Source organism: Yoonia sp. SDW83-1, from assembly GCF_046762885.1.
In the GTDB taxonomy this organism is placed as follows: Bacteria; Pseudomonadota; Alphaproteobacteria; order Rhodobacterales; family Rhodobacteraceae; genus Yoonia.
This window is the reverse complement of the sequence record NZ_JBKQXO010000010.1, coordinates 83,555-104,231: the sequence shown is the minus strand read 5'-3', so window position 1 is coordinate 104,231 and position 20,677 is coordinate 83,555. Positions and strand designations below refer to the sequence as shown.

At 57.2% G+C, this 20,677-nt stretch carries 17 protein-coding genes and 1 riboswitch; of the genes, 8 read left to right on the top strand and 9 right to left on the bottom strand.

Going from position 1 to position 20,677, the window contains the following annotated elements:
• Positions 1-20: 20 nt before the first annotated feature.
• The 3 genes from atpA to ACFWW4_RS14170 form a co-directional block, all read right to left on the bottom strand.
• The gene (gene atpA / locus ACFWW4_RS14180) at positions 21-1,559 is read right to left on the bottom strand and encodes a F0F1 ATP synthase subunit alpha (protein WP_411891462.1); all 1,539 of its coding nucleotides are present in this window, start codon (positions 1,557-1,559) and stop codon (positions 21-23) included.
• On the bottom strand, positions 1,559-2,119 hold the full coding sequence (locus ACFWW4_RS14175; RefSeq protein WP_393933723.1) for a F0F1 ATP synthase subunit delta: 561 nt from the start codon (positions 2,117-2,119) through the stop codon (positions 1,559-1,561). The genes atpA and ACFWW4_RS14175 overlap by 1 nt, the downstream gene beginning before the upstream one ends.
• 312 nt (positions 2,120-2,431) lie before the next feature.
• Positions 2,432-3,196 (bottom strand): DUF2793 domain-containing protein, encoded by a 765-nt coding sequence (locus ACFWW4_RS14170; protein WP_411891461.1) that lies wholly within the window; start codon positions 3,194-3,196, stop codon positions 2,432-2,434.
• A 167-nt stretch (positions 3,197-3,363) separates the two neighbouring features.
• On the opposite strand from ACFWW4_RS14170, the gene gmd reads away from it, so the two are divergent.
• From gmd to galE, 4 genes are read left to right on the top strand one after another with little or no spacing between them, the layout of a single operon-like run.
• Entirely contained in the window at positions 3,364-4,482 is a 1,119-nt protein-coding gene (gene gmd, locus ACFWW4_RS14165; protein ID WP_411891460.1) for a GDP-mannose 4,6-dehydratase, read from the top strand.
• Positions 4,448-5,455 carry a GDP-L-fucose synthase family protein gene (locus ACFWW4_RS14160; RefSeq protein WP_411891459.1) on the top strand — a complete coding sequence of 336 codons (1,008 nt, stop codon included), beginning with the start codon at positions 4,448-4,450 and terminating at the stop codon, positions 5,453-5,455. Before gmd ends, ACFWW4_RS14160 begins: the two co-directional genes overlap by 35 nt.
• Positions 5,456-5,468: 13 nt before the next feature.
• Entirely contained in the window at positions 5,469-6,881 is a 1,413-nt protein-coding gene (locus ACFWW4_RS14155) for a mannose-1-phosphate guanylyltransferase/mannose-6-phosphate isomerase (RefSeq protein ID WP_411891458.1), read from the top strand.
• A 55-nt stretch (positions 6,882-6,936) separates the two neighbouring features.
• The gene (gene galE, locus ACFWW4_RS14150) at positions 6,937-7,950 is read left to right on the top strand and encodes a UDP-glucose 4-epimerase GalE (protein ID WP_411891457.1); all 1,014 of its coding nucleotides are present in this window, start codon (positions 6,937-6,939) and stop codon (positions 7,948-7,950) included.
• Position 7,951: 1 nt separating this feature from the next.
• Here the strand turns inward: galE and ACFWW4_RS14145 are convergent, their stop codons facing one another.
• The gene (locus ACFWW4_RS14145) at positions 7,952-9,334 is read right to left on the bottom strand and encodes a phosphomannomutase (protein WP_411891456.1); all 1,383 of its coding nucleotides are present in this window, start codon (positions 9,332-9,334) and stop codon (positions 7,952-7,954) included.
• Positions 9,335-9,551: 217 nt separating this feature from the next.
• On the opposite strand from ACFWW4_RS14145, the gene ACFWW4_RS14140 reads away from it, so the two are divergent.
• Positions 9,552-11,738 (top strand): M10 family metallopeptidase C-terminal domain-containing protein, encoded by a 2,187-nt coding sequence (locus tag ACFWW4_RS14140; protein WP_411891455.1) that lies wholly within the window; start codon positions 9,552-9,554, stop codon positions 11,736-11,738.
• Positions 11,739-11,742: 4 nt separating this feature from the next.
• Here ACFWW4_RS14140 and ACFWW4_RS14135 read toward each other — a convergent pair whose 3' ends face one another.
• Entirely contained in the window at positions 11,743-12,861 is a 1,119-nt protein-coding gene (locus ACFWW4_RS14135; protein WP_411891454.1) for a polysaccharide biosynthesis/export family protein, read from the bottom strand.
• Positions 12,862-12,972: 111 nt separating this feature from the next.
• Positions 12,973-14,079: a chorismate synthase gene (gene aroC, locus ACFWW4_RS14130; protein WP_411891453.1), complete on the bottom strand. Its 1,107-nt coding sequence runs from the start codon at positions 14,077-14,079 to the stop codon at positions 12,973-12,975.
• 93 nt (positions 14,080-14,172) lie between these two features.
• Positions 14,173-14,271: riboswitch (TPP riboswitch) on the top strand.
• Between the two features lie 37 nt (positions 14,272-14,308).
• On the opposite strand from aroC, the gene thiB reads away from it, so the two are divergent.
• The 3 genes from thiB to ACFWW4_RS14115 are packed head-to-tail and all read left to right on the top strand — an operon-like array spanning position 14,309 to position 17,491.
• Positions 14,309-15,298, top strand: a complete 990-nt coding sequence (thiB, locus tag ACFWW4_RS14125; RefSeq protein ID WP_411891452.1) for a thiamine ABC transporter substrate binding subunit — start codon at positions 14,309-14,311, stop codon at positions 15,296-15,298.
• Positions 15,274-16,803 carry a thiamine/thiamine pyrophosphate ABC transporter permease ThiP gene (locus ACFWW4_RS14120; protein WP_411891451.1) on the top strand — a complete coding sequence of 510 codons (1,530 nt, stop codon included), beginning with the start codon at positions 15,274-15,276 and terminating at the stop codon, positions 16,801-16,803. Before thiB ends, ACFWW4_RS14120 begins: the two co-directional genes overlap by 25 nt.
• Positions 16,790-17,491, top strand: coding sequence for an ATP-binding cassette domain-containing protein (locus ACFWW4_RS14115; protein ID WP_411891450.1), 702 nt, complete (start codon positions 16,790-16,792; stop codon positions 17,489-17,491). Before ACFWW4_RS14120 ends, ACFWW4_RS14115 begins: the two co-directional genes overlap by 14 nt.
• Before the next feature lie 59 nt (positions 17,492-17,550).
• Here the strand turns inward: ACFWW4_RS14115 and ACFWW4_RS14110 are convergent, their stop codons facing one another.
• Genes ACFWW4_RS14110 through petA form a run of 3 tightly spaced genes read right to left on the bottom strand, consistent with a single transcriptional unit; the run spans position 17,551 to position 20,339 of the window.
• On the bottom strand, positions 17,551-18,408 hold the full coding sequence (locus tag ACFWW4_RS14110) for a cytochrome c1 (RefSeq protein ID WP_411891449.1): 858 nt from the start codon (positions 18,406-18,408) through the stop codon (positions 17,551-17,553).
• A gap of 17 nt (positions 18,409-18,425) precedes the next feature.
• The gene (locus ACFWW4_RS14105) at positions 18,426-19,769 is read right to left on the bottom strand and encodes a cytochrome b (protein WP_411891448.1); all 1,344 of its coding nucleotides are present in this window, start codon (positions 19,767-19,769) and stop codon (positions 18,426-18,428) included.
• A 12-nt stretch (positions 19,770-19,781) separates the two neighbouring features.
• Positions 19,782-20,339 carry a ubiquinol-cytochrome c reductase iron-sulfur subunit gene (gene petA, locus ACFWW4_RS14100; RefSeq protein ID WP_393933693.1) on the bottom strand — a complete coding sequence of 186 codons (558 nt, stop codon included), beginning with the start codon at positions 20,337-20,339 and terminating at the stop codon, positions 19,782-19,784.
• Between the last annotated feature and the right edge of the window lie 338 nt (positions 20,340-20,677).

The window sequence follows — 20,677 nt, the reverse complement described above, 5'->3', positions numbered from 1 at the left end:
GGCTCTCCTATGTCCAAGTATCAGGCGAAATCTTTGGCGAAGGCTTCGACGGCTGCCTTGATCTTGTCCTCGGCCTCGCCTTTGATCTTTGGATCTTCCTTGGTGATGTAGTCCAGCACGTCAGACGCATTCGTGCGCAGGTGCTTCAACAGGCCTGCTTCGAACCGGCCAACATCCTTGACGGCGATCTTATCGAGGTAACCCTTTGTACCCGCATAGATCACACAGACGATTTCTGCGTTGGTCAGTGGCGAATACTGGGGTTGCTTCATCAGTTCCGTCAGACGCGCACCACGGTTCAATAGCTGCTGCGTGGATGCATCCAGGTCAGAACCGAACTGCGCAAAGGCCGCCATTTCGCGGTACTGCGCCAGTTCCAGTTTCACCGGACCGGCGACGGATTTCATCGCGTTGGTCTGGGCCGACGAACCCACGCGAGACACCGACAGACCGGTGTTCACGGCAGGGCGGATACCCTGATAGAACAGTTCGGTTTCAAGGAATATCTGACCGTCGGTGATCGAAATCACGTTCGTCGGAATAAAGGCCGACACGTCACCACCCTGGGTTTCGATGATCGGCAGCGCGGTCAGCGATCCGGCACCGTTGTCTTCGTTCAGCTTCGCCGACCGCTCCAACAGGCGGGAGTGGAGGTAGAAAACGTCACCGGGGTACGCTTCACGCCCGGGTGGGCGGCGCAGCAGCAGCGACATCTGACGATAGGACACGGCCTGCTTGGACAGGTCATCATAGATGATCAGCGCGTGGCGTCCATTGTCGCGGAAATGCTCGGCCATCGCCGTGGCGGAATATGGGGCGAGGTACTGCATAGGCGCAGGCTCTGACGCGGTCGCGGCCACGACGATGGAATATTCGATCGCGCCGGATTCTTCGAGGCGCTTCACCAGCTGTGCAACGGTGGAACGCTTCTGACCGACAGCAACGTAGATGCAGTAAAGCTTCTTCGATTCATCATCGCCAGCGGCATCGTTATAGGATTTCTGGTTCAGGATTGTATCCAGCGCCACCGCGGTCTTGCCGGTCTGACGGTCACCAATGATCAGTTCGCGCTGGCCACGGCCAATTGGGATCATGGCGTCAACGGATTTCAGGCCGGTCGCCATTGGCTCGTGTACGGATTTGCGGGGGATGATGCCGGGGGCTTTGACGTCAGCAACAAGACGCTTGGAGGCGTTGATCGGGCCTTTGCCATCCAGCGGGTTACCAAGCGCGTCAACAACGCGGCCCAGCAGCTCGTCACCCGCAGGCACGTCCACGATGGATTTGGTGCGCTTGACGGTGTCGCCTTCTTTGATGTCACGGTCGGAACCGAAGATCACAACACCGACGTTGTCAGATTCAAGGTTCAGGGCCATCCCGCGAATACCGCCCGGGAATTCGACCATTTCACCGGCCTGCACGTTGTCGAGGCCATACACACGGGCGATACCATCACCCACGCTCAGTACCCGGCCAACCTCGGCCACTTCGGCTTCTTGACCGAAGTTCTTGATCTGGTCCTTCAGGATCGCAGAGATTTCAGACGCTTGGATCGCCATTATCCGACCTCTTTCATAGTGTTCTGGAGTGCGTTGAGCTTGGAGGCGATCGACGTGTCGATCATCTTGGAGCCCACTTTAACGATAAGACCGCCAATGATGCTTTCATCGACGGTTTCTTTGATGGTGACAGATTTACCCACTTGGGCCTTGAGTGTTTTCGCCAGCTTGTCGGACTGTGCCTTGGTCAGGGCCTTGGCTGTGGTGACTTCGGCTGTGACTTCGCCACGCTCTTCGGCCAGACGGTCCTGCAGGACGCGGACAAGGTGCGGCAGAATGAACAGACGGCGTTTCGCGGCCAAAAGACCGAGCACATTGCCCGTGGTGTCGGAGAGTTCCATTTTCTTGGCGATGGCAGCAACCGCGGCTGACTGTTCTTCCCGGCTGTAAAGCGGCGAGGTCAGCAAGGTGCGCAGATCGGCGCTTTCGTTCATTGCAGCTTCCAAAGCTGCGACATCTGATTCGAGAGCCTTGATCGCCTTGCCTTCTTTGGCCAAGTCAAACACGGCAGTTGCATAGCGGTTTGCGATGCCTGTCGAAATACCAGCAGTTTCGGACACGTGTAGCCTTCCGATGTGTTAGGCCCGGCTTTATCAGACCCAGCGATGTGGGCAGCAAAGGGGCAGCTTGTTTGGCCCCCGTTTTCACGAAAGCAGCAAAATCCTGCGCGATGTAGCAGAGGTCCTATGGTGTCGCAAGCACCCTGCGACAAGAATCCGCTTCTGTTCTGCCCATACGGGTAAAGGGGTCGGTATGACCAGAAGAATTATGATGTCGCGGCTGGTTTTCCGTGTGCTGAAACGAAAAAACGCGCGAGACCTTTCGGCTTCGCGCGCTGTTTTCTGCATTTTGACTGATAGTGCGAGTCGGTCCTAGAACAGGTCCTGCCAGATCGTTCCATCGAAACATCGCAGCTTTGCGCTTGTCGCGTCAAAATAGATATCGCCAGCGGCGGCACTGGCGGGCGCGGCCCCGGGATTCAATCGCAGCACCTCACCGATCTGAACGTGACCGGTCGCCGCCGTGATCGTAATTGCGGTCGCCCAGGACGCGCCATCATCCGTCACCTTGATACTGAAATCGTCGTTTCCGGCGAGGCCCATCTCGGCCCGCCCCGAAAAACCGGTCTGATAAAGCAGTGACGCCGTGTCGCCAGCGCTGGCCTTATTGATCTTGACCTGATGCCCAGCGCCGTCGTTGTTCAACAATGTCGCGTCGCTGGATACGCTTAAACGATTTGTCGTGTCAGCCGTTGCGTTGATGCCCACGCCAGACAGATTGTCCAGTTCCGGTGAACCGCCTTTGGTGATCCATACGCCGCCAGAGAAAGCCTGCAACTCACCGATCCCGCGAACCCAAGCCAGCCAACCATCGCGCGGGGTCACGAATAACCAGCCGCCGCCGCGCCACGTGGCAATCATATTGCCCTGCCCTGTCCATGCGCCTGTCGGTGCGGTACCCAGCGCCCAGGCCTGTCCTTCATCTGCCAAACCCGGCGGCGTCGTGGCCCCGGTCTCTTCCAGTGTCAGTTGGACGATCATATCAAGCAACTCAATCGCTTCGTTATGCGTCACATGCTTTTGCGCTTGTGCAGGCAGAATGAATGGCAAGGACAGGTTTGGTGTTTGATCTGGCATGGAAAATTGCGCCTTCCGGGACTGAATGAAATCGCGCGCAGTATCAGCGTGGCAAGGTAAACGATCTCTTTCACGTCCGCCCGCCGTTAAGGCATTGCTTATCTAAACCATTTGTTAAGACCTGTCGGACACCAATGACCCGGGGCGGCAGTTTGGGACTATTCACCATGAAACGCGCGTTGATAACCGGAATTACGGGCCAGGATGGTTCATATCTGGCAGAGCTTTTGCTTGAAAAAGGATATGAGGTGCATGGAATCAAAAGGCGCGCCTCACAGCTGAATACTGACCGGATTGATCACATTTATCAGGATCCGCAGACCGATGATGCACGCTTCATCCTGCATTATGGCGATTTGACTGACAGTTCGAACCTGACACGGATCATAGCCGAGGTACGGCCAGATGAGGTCTATAATCTGGGCGCGCAATCCCATGTCGCCGTCAGTTTCGAGGCCCCGGAATACACCGCTGATGTGGACGCAATGGGCACTCTGCGGTTGCTCGAGGCGATCAGGTTTCTGAAACTGGAGAACAAGACGCGGTTCTATCAGGCCTCAACGTCAGAGCTTTACGGTCTGGTCCAGCAGATCCCCCAGACCGAAACGACCCCCTTTCATCCGCGTAGCCCGTATGCTGTTGCCAAGCTTTACGCCTATTGGACCTGCGTGAACTATCGTGAGGCTTACGGCATGTATGCCTGCAATGGGATCCTTTTTAACCACGAAAGCCCGCGCAGGGGCGAAACCTTTGTCACACGCAAAATAACAAGGGGCTTGGCGAATATCGCGATGGGACTTTCTGACTGCCTTTACATGGGAAACATAGATGCCTTGCGCGATTGGGGGCACGCGAAGGACTATGTGCGGATGCAGTGGATGATGCTGCAACAGGATACGCCGCAGGACTATGTCATTGCGACGGGCGAACAGCATTCCGTGCGTGATTTCATCGTCTGGACGGCGGGAGAGCTTGGTTTGAAACTGGCATTCTCCGGCCACGGCGTTGATGAGATTGCCACCGTCAGCGCCGTAACCAGCGATATGGCCGCGCATGTGAGTGTTGGCGATGTCGTGATGCGTATTGATCCCCGATATTTCCGTCCCGCCGAGGTGGAGACACTGTTGGGTGATCCGTCCAAGGCAAAGGCACAGCTTGGTTGGACACCGACAATTACAGCACGACAGATGTGTGCTGAAATGGTCGCCGAGGATTTGCTGACCGCACAGCGCCACGCGTTGCTGCGCCATCATGGGTTTGACATGCCTTTGTCCGTCGTTGCCTGACCAGATGCGCATCTACATCGCCGGTCACAATGGGATGGTGGGGAGCGCAATACTCCGTCGCTTGCAGGCGGAAGGCCAGGATGACCTGATCGTCGCAGATCGTGATGCTCTTGATCTGACCAATCAGATCGCAGTGCGCCGCTTTTTTGCAAGAGAGCGTCCGGAATTGGTCATTCTGGCTGCAGCAAAAGTAGGCGGCATCATGGCCAACGACACTTATCCCGCCCAGTTCATCTATGAGAATCTGATGATCCAGGCGAACGTCATTCATCAGGCCTTTGCCGCCGGGGTATCGCGTTTGTTGCAATTGGGATCATCTTGCATCTACCCCCGCGATGCAGCTCAGCCCATGACGGAAAACAGTCTGCTGCAAGGCCCCCTTGAACCAACCAACGAACCCTATGCGATTGCCAAGATTGCCGGGATCAAACTGTGTGAAAGCTATAACAGGCAATATGGCACCGATTACCGGTCGATCATGCCAACGAACCTGTACGGACCGGGGGATAATTTTCACCCCAAGAACTCTCATGTTCTGCCCGGGATGATCGCCCGATTTCACGAAGCTGCCCAACAGGGCGCTGAGGAGGTGCAAATCTGGGGCAGCGGTATGCCCCGCCGCGAGTTCTTGCACGTGGACGACATGGCGGCAGCCGCGTTGTTTGTGCTGAACCTTGATCGGGATACCTATGAAGCCGAAACTCAACCAATGCTTAGCCACATCAATGTTGGAACAGGCACCGATATCTCTGTTCGGGACCTTGCAGAAATGGTGGCGGAAATTACAGGTTCTAAGGGCCAGATCATCTGCGACACGACCAAGCCGGACGGCACGCCACGCAAGCTGATGGATACCACACGGCTGACCCGATTGGGTTGGACTGCCGCAATCCCGTTGCGCGAAGGGATCGTTTCAACCTATGACTGGTACCGAAGCCAGCTTATTTCTGGCCAAGATCTGCGGCATAGGTAAGGAAATCTTTGTTATGATTACGCCCGTTTTGTTGTGTGGCGGCTCTGGCACGCGGCTCTGGCCGCTGTCACGCAAGAGCTATCCCAAGCAGTTTTCGCCGCTCACCGGCGAGGAAAGCCTGTTTCAGGCAAGCGCCCGGCGGCTCCAGGGCAGCCTTTACCGCGATCCCGTCGTGGTCACCGCCGACCCATTCCGTTTCATTGTCGTTCAGCAACTTGCTGCGACCGGAATCGCACCGCAGGCTGTTCTGATCGAACCGGAGGGGCGCGACACGGCCCCTGCAATTCTCGCCGCCGCCCTGCATGTTGCCAGTACTGATCCAGCCGCGCTGATCCTCGTCGCGCCATCTGACCATGTGATCCCGGACCGTGACGCATTTGATCAAAGCGTCGCCGCTGCGATCCCCGCTGCCGAAGCCGGACAGTTGGTAACCTTTGGTATCGCCCCCGATCGACCGGAAACCGGTTATGGTTATCTGGAACTTGACGATGCTCCTGCGGAAGACATCGTTCCAAAGCCACTGCGATCTTTTGTGGAAAAGCCGGATGCAGCCACGGCTGCCACGATGCTGGCTGACGGTCGGTTTTTGTGGAATGCGGGCATTTTCCTGTTCAAGGCCGAAACGATCCTGAATGCATTTCGGGACAATGTGCCGGATATGGTCACGGCCGTGCAGGCGGCGACAAAGGGCGCAAAGGCGGACCTTGGTTTTTTGCGGCTGGCGCCCGATCCTTGGGCGCAGGCCGAAGCGATTTCCATTGACTACGCGGTGATGGAAAAGGCCAATAATCTTAGCGTGGTGCCCTACCGGGGAACCTGGTCAGATCTGGGTGACTGGGCGGCAGTCTGGCGCGAAACCGAACGCGAAGGGCTTTCACTGTCCGACACCGCCACGGCAATCGATTGCCAGAATACCCTTTTGCGGTCCGAGGTCGCCGAACAGGCAATCGTTGGCATTGGTCTGGAAGACATCGTTGCCGTCGCCATGCCTGATGCCGTTTTGATCAGCCATAAAGATCGGACACAGGACGTCAAACAGGCGGTCGCCGCGCTGAAAACCAAGAATGCCCCTCAGGCTGAAGCATTTCCGAAGGATCACAGGCCATGGGGTTGGTTCGAAAGCCTTGTCGTCGGCAATCGTTTTCAGGTTAAGCGGATTGTCGTGCATCCCGGCGCAGCCCTTTCGCTGCAGTCACATCACCACCGGGCCGAACACTGGATCGTGGTCGAGGGCACCGCAAAAGTTACCGTTGATGATGAGGTTCGCCTGGTCAGCGAAAATCAGTCAATCTATGTCCCGCTTGGCGCGGTGCACCGTATGGAAAACCCCGGCAAAGTGCCCATGGTGCTGATCGAAGTGCAAACGGGCAGCTATCTCGGCGAGGATGATATCATTCGTTACGAAGACGTTTATTCGCGGAACTAGTTGCCGCTGGCCTTATCCAAACCTACTAAAGCGCAATGCAAGAGGGGTTTGACACATGCGGGTCTTAGTCACTGGTGGTGCGGGCTATATCGGAAGCCACACGTTGCTTGAACTCATGGCCCAAGGGCATGAGGTTTGCGTGGTCGACAATTACTGCAATGCATCGCCAGAGGTTCTCGTGCGCATCCGCAGCCTGTCCAATGGCACATTGGTCGATCACATCGGTGATGTGCGCGACAGCGTCAAGCTCGATGATATCATGGATGGGTTTCAGCCGGAGGCGGTGATCCATTTTGCAGGGCTCAAGGCCGTTGGCGAAAGTCAGGAACGCCCGCTGCACTATTACGATATCAACGTCTCGGGCACACTTTGCCTGCTGCGGGCGATGGATCGGATCGGTTGCCGGAAGATTGTATTCTCATCATCTGCGACGGTTTACGGGGTCCCGAAATACCTGCCCTATGACGAGGCACATCCAACCAACCCCACCTCCGTCTATGGCCGGTCGAAGCTGATGGTCGAACAGATATTAACCGATTGGACAGCTGCGCAGGACGATACCACTGCGGTACTCTTGCGGTACTTCAACCCGGTGGGCGCGCATGCCTCTGGCCAGATTGGCGAGGATCCCAGCGACATTCCCAACAACCTGATGCCCTATATCGCGCAGGTCGCCATCGGCAAGCGTGACGCACTGACTGTCTTTGGCGATGATTATGATACCGCTGACGGGACGGGACTGCGGGATTACATCCATGTTGTCGACCTAGCACGCGCCCATGTGGCCGCGCTTGGCTATGCTGATAAGGCGACCGGCGCGCGGGCCTTTAATGTCGGAACCGGCCAGAGCTATAGCGTGCTGGATATGGTTGCCGCCTTTGAACGGACCAGCGGCAAGACGATACCCACTAAAGTCGCGGCGCGTCGGGATGGTGACATTGCCGCCATGCAGGCCGATGCCACACGCGCAAAGCATGAACTGAAATGGGTCACGGAACACAATCTGGATGACATGACATCCAGCACCTGGGTCTGGCAATCAGGCAACCCGAATGGGTACAAATCCTGAATTAGAGGACATCCGCAGTGGCCGTTCGCAACAGTGCCAACCCGTCGTTCAGTGTCTTGGCGGCACGCTCGGTTGTGTCCGCCTCTACATAAAGACGCAGTTCAGGCGCATTCCCGGAAGGTCGAAGATGCACGATGCGCCCATCATTCAGTGTCATCCGCAACCCGTCCAAGGTTGAATGATCTGCCTCGCTCCCCGAAATCTTTTTCAAAAAATCGGCGCGATTCTCTGCATCATTCGCCAGCGCATTCACCAGCGCAGCGGAACGTTCGGTAGGGATGTCCTGTAACCGGTCCGCTGCCGTAAACCGCGGTGGTTCTTGCGAAACGACTGCTGTCACGCCTTTCCCACGCGCGGCGCCAAGACAGCACAGCATCGGCAATATCGCATCGCGGGTGATTAATTTGGGTAGCGGGCCCCACGGACCCATTGCATCATAACCAAGCAGAAATCCCCCGTTCGCTTCATAGCCGACGACACGTGACGTGGTCTTGGCCATCTCGGCAATGACATAAGGCGATCCAATCTTGGTGCGGATCACTTTTTCAAACTTGCCACCAGCCTCGACGCCTGTGTTGGACGAAATCGGTGTGACCACAACCTCTGCCTTTAGCATCGCGGCCGCGATCTGGCCCAGCACGTCACCTGGCACGATCTGGCCACGCGCATCCGTCACAAGCGGGCGGTCACCATCGGCATCGGTCGAGACAATTGCGTCAAACTCCGCAGAGCTGGCCCAGTCTTTGAGTTGCTGGCGCACATCTGGCGCGACAGCTTCGGTGTCAACGGGAATGAAAACATCCGAAGAGCCAAGCACGCTCACCTCGGCGCCCAATCTCGTCAGCAACTCTGCCATCATGTCCCGACCGACGGCGCTATGAGCGTACAGACCGATTTTCATACCGTCGAGGGCGGCACCAAATGCGGTCAAATATCTGTTCGTGTAGGCATCGGCGACTGTATCATTTGCGACAACCGCCGGACCATCAACAGCAGTACTTTCTGCACCCAGATGGGCAAGTATGGCGCTTTCGTCGGCCTTCGTGATTTCGCCGTCCGGCGTATAGAATTTCAACCCGTTACGATCAGCCGGTATATGGCTGCCGGTGACCATGACAGCCCCGGCACCAGCGCTCATGGCCGCAAGGGCCAGTGCCGGCGTGGGCACTGCGCCGCACTTGGTCACGGCGACGCCTTGCTGTCGGGCCGCAGTGGCAACCATTCCGGCAATATCAGGGGACGAATCGCGCAGATCATGACCAAGATACAGACCTGTCCCGAGATCACATGATGCAATGAAGGCCGCTATGTGATCGTTCACGCATTGCGCCGTCAGCTCTGTCACGAGGCCCCGCAATCCACTGGTTCCGAATTTCGGCGGCATCGCACGCTCCTGTCTCTTGGATGCATGTCGTTCTAGCCTGCACGATGACACAGCTTCAACGTCGAAACCTCTACTATCGACTAAAATACACGATGTTATTGAGCCAATTGCCGGTCAAGGTTCACGCCTGCGCCCCAATTCGGACATCGGCAGGTCGCCCCCAAAAGACATCCTGACATCAAGCCATATTGGTTGTCGGTCCTGGGGGGGACCATCCATGTCATCATTCTATCTTGTAAACTATACGACCGCCGAGATTGATCTGGAAAGATCCCGGATTACCGATCTTGAAATAGTCGATAACAACGGTAATCCGGTTCTTCTGAGCACCACACGCTATGATGGGGTCCTGCAAAGCTGGCAAATGGATACCAGTTCTATCGCGCTGATCGACACGTTGAACTTTGACGGCGGCGACAGACCGGGCGGGACCAGCACGCTGACAGCGTTTGGCCCGGGCGGCGCAACCGGGTTGGTGACCGGTGGCGGAACCGGGGGGGTTCTGCAGACGATCACTCTACAATCTGATGGTACATTCGCGGTCGATAATACATTGGACACGTTGCCTGCCATTTTTGGCGGATTTCAGTACGGCGTAACGATCAATTTGGCGAGCGGTGATCAGGCCGTTTTTGGAGCATTGGCCGGCAATGCAGGTATCGCGCAACTCTCCTTCAACAGTACTGGGGCGCTGACTGATCACGCCATCATCCTGACCCCCGATACTGGGCATACCGGCAATATCGCCGCAGTGGCAAAAGCCGATATTGGTGGCACAAACTACCTGTTTACGGCCAACCCGCTCCAAAACGCAGTGACCAGCTGGGCTGTGGCACCCGACGGTTCGGTCAGCACCAGCGACCATATCAATCCTGATGAGGGGCTGTGGATCAGTGCGCCGAGCGTGATGCAAACCGCAATGGTTGGCGGTAGCACCTATCTGTTGCTGGGTGCTGCGGGTAGCAGCACCATCAGCGTCATGCAGGTCGGAATTGATGGCAGTCTGACCATGCGGGATCATCTGCTCGACAACCTGAATTCCCGGTTTGCCGGAATCACAGCGCTGGAGGTCGTCAACCATAACGGCCAGACTTACGTCATCGCCGCCGGGGCAGATGACGGTGTTTCCATCTTTGTCCTGCTGGAGGGGGGATACCTGTTGTCCCGCGCCCATATTGAGGACACGGTCGATATGGGATTGGATAATATCAGCGCCATTGCCGCGCGCAGTCGCGATGACGGTTTGGACATCTTTGTCGCCAGCAGCAGCGAAACCGGGATAACGCAACTGCGTTATGACAGCGGACCAACGGGCGTGACAACAACAGCGGTTCTGGCTGGCGGGCTGTTATCTGGAACGACCGGCAATGACATCCTACAGGGCCACGATGCCGATGATCTGATTGAAGCCGATCAGGGCGATGACATTCTGCGCGATGGTAATGGCAGTGACACCCTGACAGGCGGCGCGGGGGCGGATGTTTTTACACTGTCCCGTGATGGCGTGGCCGACACAATTACAGATTTCACCTTGGGTGAAGACAAGCTCGATCTGTCTCAGTGGTCGTTGCTGCGCGATATCAGTCAACTGACCTTCACAATTCAATCCTATGGAATGAATATCGCCTATGGGGATGAATTGCTTATCGTGCGCAGCGCTGGCGGGTCTTTCATCGACTACAGAGAACTGACAACTGCCGATGTGATCGGGGATGGCATGCGGTTCTCGACAACCATCGCGCCGGGATATCCCGGCCCGGCAACACCACCCCCCGATACCAATCCGACAGGCCCTGACGGTCCTGCCAACGAACCGGGTGGTTCAATGGATGACGGGGGTGTGATCGCCGTGGTCAAGGCAACCAGTTTTTCGGGCTTGCGGGATGCATTGACGGGTGGTTCGGGTTTGGCGTCCTTCAATGCGGCGCTGATTGAAGGAAGCGCTGGCAACGACAATCTGATCGGCGGTGACGGCATGGATATCATCATTGCGGGCGCCGGTGATGATAATGCTGCCGGTGGTGGCGGTGCCGACGTTCTGCTGGGTCGTGCCGGATCGGATCTGCTACGGGGCGGGGCTGGGGATGACCGGCTTTACGGTGGTGCGGGCGATGACCGACTAGAGGGTGATGCGGGCGACGACTTGCTTGCGGGCGGCGCGGGTGCAGACACGTTTGTATTCAACGGGGGAACCGATACGATCACTGATTTCACACAAGGGCTGGATCAGATCACACTTGATGCATCGTTATGGACCGGGTTGACCTCTGCGCAGGATGTGCTGGCGGTCTATGGCTCTTTCGACGGTACTCGTGCCACGATTGATCTAAACGATGGCAATGTACTGCATATCGATGGTATCACGAATTACAGCACACTCGCGCTGGATATCGATCTGTTCTAATGACCTAGTTCGATATCGTTGTTATCGTCCGGAACACGTTCACCAGCGTAAACGCAGGGCCGAGCGCACTTTCGGTACCATAGACAAGATCATTGGGCTGGATTGCAAATTGCGCTGCCGAAAACAACCCATCAGCGGATGTCAGATCAAGGGTAAAAACAACACGCTCCTGCGGTGGTCCGGCCCCGTCAGTGCGCACATCGCTGACATCATATTCACGTAGAACCAAAATGCCCTGCGGGTTAGCGCGGCCCGGGTTCACGCCGCCAACAATGGCCAATGCATCAAGAGCCGTCACATGATCCTTGGGAAACGGGTGAATGGCCTGCGTGCCTGTGGCACCCAATGACAGGAAACTGCGATCCTCTTGTTCGACATATACACGGTCGCCACCGCGAATGGTCGTATCAAGGCGTGGATCCTCCAGCAGCCGTTCATAGGCGATTCCATAGACGGTATAGCCCCGCGCAAGGCGAACCTGCGGGTTGATCGTATCAGGTGGAACGCCACCAGCCAGTGAAAGAAGGTCCAGTAGGCGGGTATTGCGATACTCCAGCGGATAGATACCCGGGGCACCGACACCGCTGACAACATTTGCCGTATTGGTGCGTCCCGGGGTCACGATCAGCTGAACCTGCGCGGATGGAATGGTCTGCGTCAGCTGTTCTTCGATCCGTGCACGGGCGGTCGTGGGCGACATGCCTGACACCTTCAATTCGCCGATATATGGCACAAAGATCTGACCACTTGAACTGACTTCAATATCCTGCAGCGGGGTCACGCGCTGCCCGGTTCCGGACAGTAAAGAGTTTTCCGATGCATCCCAGACAGTCAACTGCATCTTGTCGCCCGGTGCGATGATCAGGGACGTCGCCGACTGATTGTCCGGTACCCAACGATAACGCCGCGCATCTTTGTCCGGCCATGACTGCAGGGTTGGTAACGTTTCGCGGGTAACTTCGAAAACGGCAAAGTCGCGAACCTGCTCCACGCCAGTCTCAGTTTGCTGGACAGACGACGCCGCCAATACCTCTGACTGGAAACCTGCGCCGCGCGGGATGCCGCAACCAGCAAGGCTGAAACAAAGCAAGGCGGTCAGGACATATCGAGAAGTTTGCAGCATGATTCCCCCGTTATCGTCGAAAAACCATATCAGGTGGTTACAACGCACAACACCGATATTCCTAGTGTGCGGTCCGCTGGCTAGGCAAGAGGATTTGAATCGCGCACCCGATTAACCAATGATCCCGCGCACCCCACCCGTCTGGCCACGATCCAGCAGCAGATGATCAAGAATGACACAGGCCATCATCGCCTCGCCCACCGGCACCGCCCGAATGCCGACACACGGATCATGACGGCCCTTGGTCACAACCTCGGTGGGCGATCCGTCCATACGAATGGATTTGCGTGGCGAAAGAATGGAAGAGGTCGGCTTGACCGCAAAGCGCACGACGATGTCCTGCCCGGTGCTGATGCCGCCCAATATACCGCCCGCATGATTGGACGCATAGGCAGGCTGACCGTCATTCCCCATATAGATCTCATCAGCATTGTCGCGACCTGTCAGGGCGGCGGCAGCCATACCTTCGCCAATCTCCACACCTTTGACGGCGTTGATCGACATCATTGCTGCTGCGAGATCGGTGTCCAGCTTAGCATAGATCGGAGCGCCGATGCCTGCGGGCACCCCACGCGCGACAACCTCGATGATGGCACCGACCGAATTATGGTCATCCTTGCGCAGCCAGGCCAGATAATCGTTCCACTCAGCCGCCGCCGCAGCGTCTGGGCAAAAGAAATCATTCTGGTCGATCTGGTCCCAGTCCATGCGATCGCGATCGATCTGCTTGGTGCCCATCTGCGTCATGTACCCCTTGATCTGAACCTCAGAAGTAATTGATTTAATGGCTTCGCGGGCCACGCCGCCCGCTGCCACGCGTGATGCGGTCTCGCGCGCACTTGATCGGCCACCGCCCCGATAATCGCGCAATCCGTATTTCTGGTGATAGGTGATATCCGCATGGCCGGGGCGGAACGTATTGGCGATATCGCCATAGTCCTTCGACCGCTGATCAGTATTGCGGATCATCAACTGGATGGGTGTGCCGGTTGTACGTCCCTCAAACACACCGGACAGGATTTCAACCGCATCGGGTTCATTTCGCTGGGTCGTGTTCTTGTTCAGGCCGGGGCGGCGCTTGTCCAACCATTGCTGGATCATCGCGGGTTCCAGCGGCACGCCGGGCGGGCATCCATCAACGGTCGCCCCCAATGCCGGTCCATGGCTTTCACCCCAGGTAGTGAACCGGAACAGATGACCGAAACTGTTGATCGACATCGGATACCCCTTTGCTGTCCGCATGGGTCTAGCGGGCGTGACAATCAGGCTCAAGAGGTTTCCCTTGTCACCGACGCTGATCCAGCCTAGCTAGGGCACACCTCGGGGGGCCAGAGATGGCTGAGATGCGTAAGCGGACCCGTTGAACCTGAACCGGTTAAGACCGGCGGAGGGAAGGTATGGCACTCTCGCTTACCCCCAAATCCGCCCGTCGCATTTGGAGGATAAGATGCACAAGACCACCTATCTGCCAGCTGTTGCGGGACTCGTCCTTTGTGCTTCTGGCGCATTGGCAGAGACCCCGGTGCTGCAGGTCCTGACCTATGACAGTTTTACCAGCGAATGGGGACCGGGTCCGGCGATTGAAACCGCGTTTGAAGAGGTATGCAGTTGCGACCTGCAATTTGTGGGCGCCGGCGACGGTGCCGCGCTGCTCGCCCGGCTGCAATTGGAAGGGCTGCGGACCGACGCCGATATCATTCTGGGCCTCGATACCAACCTGACTGCTGCTGCGCGGGACACAGGGCTTTTCGCGCCACATGGCGTCGAGGCGGAACTGAGCCTGCCGATTGCATGGGAAGACCCAGACTTTCTACCATTTGACTGGGGCTATTTCGCATTTGTCGGTAATGCGGGCGAACCCGCACCGACATCACTGCGAGCATTGGCGGATAGCGACATCAGCATCGTCATTCAGGACCCGCGTTCATCGACGCCCGGCCTTGGGCTGCTGATGTGGGTCAAAACTGCCTATGGTGATGAGGCCCAGAGCATTTGGGCCGATCTGGCCGACAATATCGTGACAGTGACACCGGGCTGGTCTGAAGCCTACGGTCTGTTTCTGGATGATGAGGCGGACGCCGTACTATCCTATACCACATCACCCGCCTATCATCTGATCGCCGAAGAAGACGCCAGCAAGGTCGCTTGGGGCTTTGACGAAGGGCACTATCTGCAAGTGGAGGTTGCGGGAAAGCTGGCGAGTACTGACCAGCCCGAATTGGCGGACCAGTTTATGGCCTTCATGGTCACGGATGCATTCCAAAGCGTGATTCCGACCACAAACTGGATGTATCCAGCAGCGACCCCGGCTGATGGACTGCCTGATGGTTTTGATACGCTGCTCACCCCGACGAAAGCACTGCTGCTGCCACCGGAAGAAGCGGCAGCCACCCGCGATGCGGCATTGGATGAATGGCGCTCCGCCCTTTCTCAATAGCACCGCGGTGGCCCGGGGTTACTGCGTCAGCGATCGTCATCGTGCTGACGCTTGGCACTCTGGCCGCCGTGGCGTGGCGGGCAGAGTGGGACGATGGGATATCGGTCGCTGATTGGGCTGCAATCCGCTTCACCGTGTTGCAGGCGTTGGCGTCGGCCGCGTTCAGCACGGTTCTGGCCATCCCGGTTGCTCGTGCGCTGGCCAGGCGACAATTTGCTGGGCGCGGTTTGCTGATCACGCTTCTGGGCGCACCATTCCTGCTGCCAGTGATCGTGGCGGTCATGGCGCTGCTGACCATCTTTGGGCGGAGTGGCGTGCTGAATACCGCGCTGGGCGTGATCGGGCTGCCCACATTCTCGATCTACGGCTTCCACGGCGTCGTGTTGGCGCATGTCTTTTTCAATCTGCCGCTTGCCACACGTCTGATCCTACAGGGCTGGCTGGCGGTACCGGCAGAGCGGTTCCGGCTGGCGGCCACATTGAATGCTCCGGTCTGGCAGTTGCTTGAGCGGCCCATGCTACGATCGGTCGTACCGGGTACGTTTCTGGTCATATTCCTGATTTGCCTGACTAGCTTTGCCGTCGCACTGACGCTGGGCGGCGGTCCAAGGGCCACAACGGTCGAACTCGCGATCTATCAGGCATTGCGATTCGACTTTGACCTCGGGCGTGCGGCCCTTCTGGCAAGTGTGCAGTTTGCCCTGTGTACTGCCGCTGCATTGCTCGTCTGGCAGGTCAGCCAACACGATCAGCTGAGTGGCGGGCTGGATCGGACTGTGCAACGCTGGAACCTGCCCGCCCCGTTTGCCGACGGCATTGTGATCGCTCTGGCGGCCCTATTTCTGTTGCTACCGCTTGGAATGATCATCGTCCGCGGGATCCCCGGCCTATTCGATATGCCAATATCAATCTGGTGGGCTGCCTTGCGATCAATAGCAGTGGCGAGCCTGTCCGCAATTCTTTGCACCGCAATGGCTATTGCGCTTGGGCTATCGACCGATCGGACCGTCGCAATAATTGGCGCTTTGCCACTTGCAGCTTCTGGACTTGTGGTCGGCACAGGTGCGTTTCTGTTGGTCTATCCGTATGTCAACCCGGCCAAGGTCGCCTTGATCGCGACGGCGTTGGCCAATGCAACACTCGCGCTGCCTTTTGCATTGCGGTCAATTGCGCCTGCGATTGCCAGTGTGAGGCAGGATTTCGAACGGCTTGGTGCCACACTTGGTCTGGGGCCTTGGGCGTGGCTTTGGATTGTGGTTTTGCCGCGCATTCGCCGCCCACTGGGTTTTGGGGCGGGTATTGCGGCGGCGCTCTCAATGGGTGATCTCGGCGTCATCGCTCTGTTCGCCAACGAAACGCAAGAGACATTGCCACTGGCCATGTACCGGCTGATGGGCGCCTACCGGATGGAGGCTGCGGCGAGCGCGGGGCTTCTCTTGCTGGCGCTCAGCCTGCTGGCGTTCTGGCTGTGTGATCGAGGGGGCCGCGCAAATGCTCAGCTGTGAAAACGTCCAGATCAGACAGGGGGACTTTGTACTGCGCGCAGACCTTGCATTCACCAAGGAAACGATCACCGCGCTAATCGGTCCATCCGGTGCGGGAAAGTCAACATTGCTGTCTGTGCTTGCCGGATTTCTTGCGCCCTCGGCAGGGCGCATATTGTATGAGGGCACCGACATCACTGATTTGTCACCAGGCGAGCGGCCAATCAGCATTCTCTTTCAGGACAACAATCTGTTCCCGCATCTGACTGTTGCGCAAAATGCTAGTCTTGCCTTGCAACCGCGCCTCAAGCTGTCGGCGAAAGAGCAGACCAAGGTCATGCAGGTTCTTGATCAGGTCGGTCTGAATGGGATGGCCGACCGCCGGCCGGGGGCACTTTCAGGTGGCCAGCAAAGCCGGGCCGCCCTCGCGCGTGTTTTGCTGGCTGATCGCTCTGTCGTTCTTCTGGACGAACCTTTTGCGGCGCTTGGCCCTGGCTTGAAAGACGAAATGCTCGACCTGGTGCAGCAGACGCTGCTGAAGGCAGGCCGGACTGTCATCATGGTGACGCATGATCCGGCAGACGCTAAACAGGTGGCTGGCGAAACGGTGCTTGTCGCTGATGGCATTGCCGCCGCGCCAGTCCCAACGACAGAACTGTTTGCATCGCCGCCGCCCGCCTTGGCCAGCTACTTGGGGCAATCAGGTTGACCCCGCAACGAAAAAGGCCCGCCAATTGGCGGGCCTTTGCATTCCTAAGCAAATACAGCTCAGTCTTTTTTCTTATGCGGTGCCCAAAGACGCTTGTTCGTCAGATAAAGCAGCACTGAAAGGACAGTAAGGAAAATCACACCGGTCAGACCAGCCTGCTTGCGCGCCATCATCTTCGGCTCGGCCGTCCACATGAGGAATGCCGATACATCCTCGGCGACGTGGTGCAGGTCAGTCGCATGGCCGTCGGCATATACAACATCGTCACCATAAAGCGGCGGTGCCATGGCAATCCAGCTGCCCGGAACTTTGTGCTTGCCGTTCTCATCCTTGCAACTGTCAGGGAAACCACCGGCGGCAAAGGCAACGTTATAATAGCCGTCCATCGGATCGCCTTCCAGCGCGCATTCAGGTTCGTCCTCATAGCCCGTCAGCAGCGACGCAATATATTCAGCGCCACCCATACCCTTAACAAGTTGGTTGATCCCCGTGCCTGCGGGACCGTGGAAACCTGCCCGCGCCTTGGCCATCAGGCTAAGGTCCGGGGCGTTGGACAAGCTGGAAGAGGGGAACTTGTCAGCTGGTGTTGCCGGGCGGAAGTCACCTTCGCCATCAAACAGGCTCTGGTCAAAGATCTCGTAGAATTCGGCATAAGCCCGCATCTGATCTTCGGGCAAGCCAGGGCCACCTTCGTCAGACAGGTTGCGGAATGCGACGTATTCCAGCCCATGGCAGGCCGCGCAGATCTCGGTATAGACCTGCAGACCGCGCTGAAGCTGCATCTGATCAAAGCTGCCAAACGGACCTTCGAACGAAAAGTCAAAGTCTTCGATATGCGTTTCGACTTCTGCTGCCATGACCTGCCCTGACATCAGGGCAAGGGCCGTTGCAGCTGTCATTGTGAGTTTGCGGAACATCAGTCTTGGATCCTTTCTCACTCGGCCGGCTTGACCAGGGTTGTTGTGCCCCCGGTTTTCGGCGCGTAGTGCGCGTTGAAGTCGTCTTCGATAGTTGCTGGCGGCGTCAGCGGCTTTTCAATCACACCAAGCAGCGGCAGGATGATCAGGAAGTAAGCGAACCAGTAGGTGGACGCGATCAGCGAGATCCAGTCATACGGGAACTCTGCCGGGCGGGCACCAACCCACATCAGCACGATGAAGTCGACAACCAGCAGCCAGAACCACCATTTGAACATCGGGCGATACCGACCAGAACGGACGGTTGATGTATCCAGCCATGGGGCCAGTGCCATCACGGCGATGGCGCCGAACATGGCCAGCACCCCAAAGAATTTGGCGTCGATGATGCCAAAACTCAGGAACTGGACAATCTGCACGACCCACACATCGGCCGTAAACGCGCGCAGAATGGCGTAGAAGGGCAGAAAATACCATTCAGGCACAATATGTGCCGGGGTGGCCAGCGGGTTGGCAGGGATATAGTTGTCCGGGTGGCCAAGATAGTTGGGCATGAACCCGACGACCGCCATGAAGATGGCCAGAATAACCGCCAAGGCAAACAGATCCTTGATTACGAAATAGGGCCAGAACGGCAGCGTGTCTTTCTGCGCATCTTCCTTGCTGGTGCGACGCACCTCGACACCTGTCGGGTTGTTGTTACCTGTGGTGTGGAAGGCCCAGACATGAACAATCGTCAGACCCAGCAGAACGAATGGCAGAAGATAGTGCAGCGAAAAGAAGCGGTTCAGCGCCGGCTGACCAACAGCTGATGCGCCCAGCAACCAAGTCTGAACCGATTCACCAACAAACGGGATCGCCCCGAAAAGACCGGTGATCACGGCAGTCCCGTGGAACGACATCTGACCCCAGGGCAGCACATAACCCATGAACGCCGTGCCCATCATCAGCAGATACATCAGCATCCCAATGATCCACGTCACTTCGCGGGGTGCCTTGTAGGACCCGTAATAAAGCGACCGGAACATGTGGGCATACACAGCGACAAAGAACAGCGATGCGCCGTTCTGGTGGAAATAGCGGATCATATGGCCGCCATTTACGTCACGCATGATATGTTCGACCGATGCGAACGCCATATCGACATGCGGCACGTAATGCATGACCAGAACAACGCCGGTAGCGATCTGCAAGACAAGGGTGAAAACAAGAACAATACCCCAGATCCACATCCAGTTCAGGTTCTTGGGCGTGGGGATCATCAGTGTATCATACAGCAATCCGACAATCGGCAGACGCGAGTGAAGCCACTTTTCACCCTTTGATGTTGGTTCGTAATGGTCGTGAGGAATACCAGCCATGGCGCTCTCTCCTTAACCGAGTTGAATTGTTGTTTCGTCCACGAAGGACGCTACAGGAATGGGAAGATTGCGGGGCGCCGGGCCTCTGCGGATACGACCGGACGTATCATAATGCGATCCATGACAAGGGCAGAACCAACCGCCGAAATCGCCATCTTCGCCCAATGGCACACAGCCCAGATGCGTACAAACACCCATCTGAACCAGCCACACGCCATCTTCAGACAATGCACGGTTTTCGTCCGTTGCCGGCACTTCCCCCAGATTCTCATTGTAAGCATCGGGATCAGGAAGCGAGTCGACATCGACGGCCCGCGCCTCGGCAATCTCATCTTCCGTGCGCGCCCGAATGAAAACCGGCTTGCCCTGCCACAGCACCGTGATCTGCGTGCCGGGCTGAACAGCGCTGATATCAACACGGATTGAGGCCAGTGCCAGCACGTCCGCAGACGGGTTCATCTGGTTGACAAGGGGCCAAACCGCAGCACCCGCAACAACTGTCACGGCACCTGCAGTTGCATAGTATAGGAAATCCCGGCGTGTGCCCGAGTGTTCATCTGTATGTGACACGGGGTGATTCTCCGATATTTTTAGGGCGATTGCCCCCACAAGACAAAAGACCGACACAGCAGGCGGCCCATTCCGGCGCTGTTTAGCCATCAAAACATGATCAGTCCAGCGGACATTAGCGCGCATCCGTGGATGGTCCATACCAATGACCGAAATCCACGAAGACATCGTAAAGAAATGCCATCAATCCAAATCGGCGATTCTGATCTGTTGCGAAAGAATCATGCGCAAGCGATTGGCGCATAAGTCGTGTGTATGAGCCAATTTTTGCCGGTTTGGTGCCGAATTTCGTGTTTTGGGGCTGGATTCGTGTCAGGGCTGACACAAGCTGTTCGTAA

What these genes read in the sequence shown, in the direction of transcription:
- atpA (WP_411891462.1), bottom strand. Translation starts at nt 1,559, where the DNA reads ATGGCGATCCAAGCGTCTGAAATCTCTGCGATCCTGAAGGACCAGATC.
- ACFWW4_RS14135 (WP_411891454.1), bottom strand. Translation starts at nt 12,861, where the DNA reads ATGCTGCAAACTTCTCGATATGTCCTGACCGCCTTGCTTTGTTTCAGC.
- ACFWW4_RS14145 (WP_411891456.1), bottom strand. Translation starts at nt 9,334, where the DNA reads ATGCCGCCGAAATTCGGAACCAGTGGATTGCGGGGCCTCGTGACAGAG.
- ACFWW4_RS14160 (WP_411891459.1), top strand. Translation starts at nt 4,448, where the DNA reads ATGGGTTTGACATGCCTTTGTCCGTCGTTGCCTGACCAGATGCGCATC.
- gmd (WP_411891460.1), top strand. Translation starts at nt 3,364, where the DNA reads ATGAAACGCGCGTTGATAACCGGAATTACGGGCCAGGATGGTTCATAT.
- galE (WP_411891457.1), top strand. Translation starts at nt 6,937, where the DNA reads ATGCGGGTCTTAGTCACTGGTGGTGCGGGCTATATCGGAAGCCACACG.
- ACFWW4_RS14110 (WP_411891449.1), bottom strand. Translation starts at nt 18,408, where the DNA reads ATGTTCCGCAAACTCACAATGACAGCTGCAACGGCCCTTGCCCTGATG.
- thiB (WP_411891452.1), top strand. Translation starts at nt 14,309, where the DNA reads ATGCACAAGACCACCTATCTGCCAGCTGTTGCGGGACTCGTCCTTTGT.
- ACFWW4_RS14170 (WP_411891461.1), bottom strand. Translation starts at nt 3,196, where the DNA reads ATGCCAGATCAAACACCAAACCTGTCCTTGCCATTCATTCTGCCTGCA.
- aroC (WP_411891453.1), bottom strand. Translation starts at nt 14,079, where the DNA reads ATGTCGATCAACAGTTTCGGTCATCTGTTCCGGTTCACTACCTGGGGT.
- ACFWW4_RS14115 (WP_411891450.1), top strand. Translation starts at nt 16,790, where the DNA reads ATGCTCAGCTGTGAAAACGTCCAGATCAGACAGGGGGACTTTGTACTG.
- ACFWW4_RS14105 (WP_411891448.1), bottom strand. Translation starts at nt 19,769, where the DNA reads ATGGCTGGTATTCCTCACGACCATTACGAACCAACATCAAAGGGTGAA.
- ACFWW4_RS14140 (WP_411891455.1), top strand. Translation starts at nt 9,552, where the DNA reads ATGTCATCATTCTATCTTGTAAACTATACGACCGCCGAGATTGATCTG.
- ACFWW4_RS14155 (WP_411891458.1), top strand. Translation starts at nt 5,469, where the DNA reads ATGATTACGCCCGTTTTGTTGTGTGGCGGCTCTGGCACGCGGCTCTGG.
- ACFWW4_RS14120 (WP_411891451.1), top strand. Translation starts at nt 15,274, where the DNA reads ATGGCGCTCCGCCCTTTCTCAATAGCACCGCGGTGGCCCGGGGTTACT.